This is a genomic window from Ralstonia sp. 110700041-2, from assembly GCF_056280165.1.
Genome location: NZ_JBSFAI010000033.1, coordinates 1 through 3,052, shown reverse-complemented (window position 1 = coordinate 3,052; position 3,052 = coordinate 1). Strand labels below are relative to the sequence as shown.

General features: G+C 59.1%; 1 protein-coding gene and 2 pseudogenes. 1 reads left to right on the top strand and 2 read right to left on the bottom strand.

Annotated features, from left to right (window positions below; translation table 11 throughout):
- Positions 1 to 94: 94 nt before the first annotated feature.
- Both ACUXH0_RS26345 and flgB read right to left on the bottom strand, forming a co-directional pair.
- Positions 95 to 1,630 (bottom strand): annotated as a pseudogene (locus tag ACUXH0_RS26345) (heavy metal translocating P-type ATPase); the annotation flags it as partial.
- Between the two features lie 499 nt (positions 1,631 to 2,129).
- The gene (gene flgB, locus ACUXH0_RS26340; protein ID WP_008650726.1) at positions 2,130 to 2,552 is read right to left on the bottom strand and encodes a flagellar basal body rod protein FlgB; all 423 of its coding nucleotides are present in this window, start codon (positions 2,550 to 2,552) and stop codon (positions 2,130 to 2,132) included.
- 296 nt (positions 2,553 to 2,848) lie between these two features.
- On the opposite strand from flgB, the pseudogene ACUXH0_RS26335 reads away from it, so the two are divergent.
- Positions 2,849 to 2,959: pseudogene (locus tag ACUXH0_RS26335) on the top strand (porin); the annotation flags it as partial.
- Positions 2,960 to 3,052: the final 93 nt, after the last annotated feature.

Below are 3,052 nucleotides of genomic sequence, written 5' to 3'. Positions count from 1 at the left end.
GGCTATCTGTGAATCTCGACTTCTTCATCTGCAGAACTCCCTCTTAACGAGAAAATTCTACTTCTCCCAGCGGTGGATTTCAGGGGGTATTACCCAGTGAACCCAGGTTTTCGAGCGGCGCCCCGCCCTTGATCAGTACACCCCCTCTAGCGGCGCGCGCTACCCCCGACAGCACCGCGCTCGGTGTCGCGATGGCGAGCGCGCATGGGCTGGCGGCAACCAGCACCGCCATGGCGCGGTAGAAGGTCGCACTGAACGGCTCATTGATCACTAGCCCTGCAAACAGCAGCAATACCGCCAGCACAAGCACTGCAGGAACAAAGATCCGTTCGAACTTCTCAGTGAACCGCTGGCTCGGTGACTTTTGCGCTTCGGCCTCGTTGACCATCTTGACGACTTTCGCCAGGGCGCTGTCCGTGGAAAGGCGCGTCACTTCCACTTCAATGGCGCCGGCGCCATTGATGGTTCCGGCGAACACGCGGGACACGGCCCCTACGGCATCGGGCTTCCTCCTGGCTGCGGCGGCGTCATCCACGGGCTGCTTGTCGACCGGGATGCTTTCGCCAGTAACCGGCGCTTGATTGACTGCGGAAGCCCCCTTTACCAGAAAACCATCGGCGGGGAGGCGTTCGTTCGGCCGAACCACCACCACATCCCCCACCTGCAATTCCTCGACGGGGACCTCTCGTACCTCGCCTTCACGCCGCACACTTGCTGTAGCCGGTGCGAGCGCCGCCAACGCTTCGATCGCCCGCTTGGCGCGCCCCATGGCGTAGTGTTCGAGCCCGTGGCCGAGACTGAACAAAAAGAGAAGTAGCGCGCCTTCCGCCCAAGCGCCTAACGCCGCCGCCCCTGCGGCGGCTACCAGCATCAGTGTGTCGATTTCGAACTTCTTTAGCCGGAGGTTCTCTATCGCTTCCCGAACGGTATAGAAACCACCAAAAAAATACGCGCCGACAAAGAAGGCAACCGGAATCCATGCTGGCAGGCTGCCGAACAGCTTACCAACGGCAAATCCGAGACCAAGCAAGGCCCCACAGATCAGGGAGAAGATTAGCTCAGTATTCGGGCCAAACACGCTGCCGTGTGCGTGGGCCTCATGCCCCTCGCCTTCCCCATGTGCATGATCCTTGACGCCTTCGCGGTGTTCATGGTCTGCATGACCGCTCTTCCGGGCACCGATCTCAACCGGCGCGAGCCCGCGTTTTGACAGGGCCTGCTCGATCCCTGCCGCGGAGATCCGATCGTTGTCGAATTCGACGCGCGCTATGCCGGAGGCGCTGACTTCGGCCTCGATGACGCCGGGCAAGGCCCGCAGTTGGCTAGCTACGGTTCGCGCTCGTCGTTCGTGCCAGACGCCCTTCAATTGCCAAAGCACATGACCAAACCGCGACGAAATCACCGCACCCGTGCTTGTCACCAGCTCCCGGATGCGGGCAAGGGAAATCGCTGCGGGATCGTAGTGGACACATATCTGTGAATCGCTATCAACATTTGCAGTTTTTATATGCGCCGCCTCGACGCCCTCTTTCCCTCTCAGTTCGGACAGCAACCGTTCTACACAGGGATCAGAGGAATCGGGAAGGCCAGGAAGCAAGACAGGAATGTCCAGGCGCAGCTTTTCGGTCATTGTCGCGGGCTCCAGTCAGTCTGAATCGGCATTCACGCCGTTGCACACTATTAGCAACTAGTGTGCCCCGCATTGCAACAACAAAGCTCAACGAGTCAGCGCCCCAATGCCCCGCCGTAATGCGTTGGTAATGTGCCCGCAATCTGAGCGTACTATCTTGCGGATGACAGGATCCTCATGTCATCCGTCCAGGAACCATACAGATGATTAGCGCCGTCGCATGCTCTGCCTTGCTGGCCTACGCTTTGCCGGCTCCTGCGACCGGTGATCGACTCAGCGAGAAGCCGACCCAGTGGCACACCCTCGCCATTGGACATTCAGACACGGGATACGCCTCCCGCGACCAACGGGTTGCCTGGGCGGCCAACCCGCGACATCGCACAGCCAAACATCCGTCGAAGCAGGAATCCGCAGCGAGCACACCGGAGCCGTCTTCCAGAGACGCGTCCAGCGCTGTCGCCGCACCCAAGCCGCCCTGCCAGTAGTCGCGGTTTCCCCGCTAGGGCCGCATGTCCTGGTAGAGCTTGAGCATGTCCTTGTACTCGTCGGCAGTCTTTTGAATGGAGAACCGCATCCGCAGCGCGTTCTCTGCAAACGCCACACGCTCGACGTCCATCTCCACGGTGTTGCCGTCCATACTCGACTGCAGGGGGACGCGATACATCAGATCCTCTTCCAGCGCGGGCTTGCTTGCCTCGATGTGTCGCGGCGAAGTCATGGTCATGCCCGCAAAATTCTGGCCACTGCCCATCACCCTATCCAACTCGGCGCTGAAGTCGATATCGCGCGCCTTGTAGTTCGGCGTATCCGCATTTGCAATATTTGCAGACAGCAGCTCGAACCTCCGTGTGCGAAGTCGCAGCGCTTGCTCATGAACGCTGTCTTCGCTACGCGCCCATTTTGCGACGTATGGCGTGTCCATCCTTACTCTCCAACTAGATCGGAACCCGCAGCGTATTGCAAAGGCAGTCGATCTTGCTTCGAGAGAAGCGACCTCTTTTCGTGAGTTTCCCATTACCGGCCCGCAACGTTCGCGCGCACACAGGTTGACGCGTCCGCGCGAAAGCCATGTCAATCCACATAACCCCGGTACGTTCCACCTTGTCGTCATCACGCGACGAAGTGACCCCACGTAATTACTTCGCAATCTGACCGTCATCTGCAGATTTCTATACTCGCCCCCACCAAATTAATTTCGGGTCTTAATGAGGAGAATCCATGAAGATTAGTCGCATTGCCGTCGCATCCCTCGGTCTGTTCGCTACAACCGCATTCGCTCAATCGAGCGTCACGCTGTATGGTGTGGCCGACGCGGGTATCGAGTATCTGGTAATGCCCCCGTTTTCCACAGTCGGCAGAAGTAGAAACTAAGCGGCCATGGCCAGCCGCTGCTTCGGGGTAAAGCCGCCCAATGCCATATTT

What these genes read in the sequence shown, in the direction of transcription:
- flgB (WP_008650726.1), bottom strand. Translation starts at nt 2,552, where the DNA reads ATGGACACGCCATACGTCGCAAAATGGGCGCGTAGCGAAGACAGCGTT.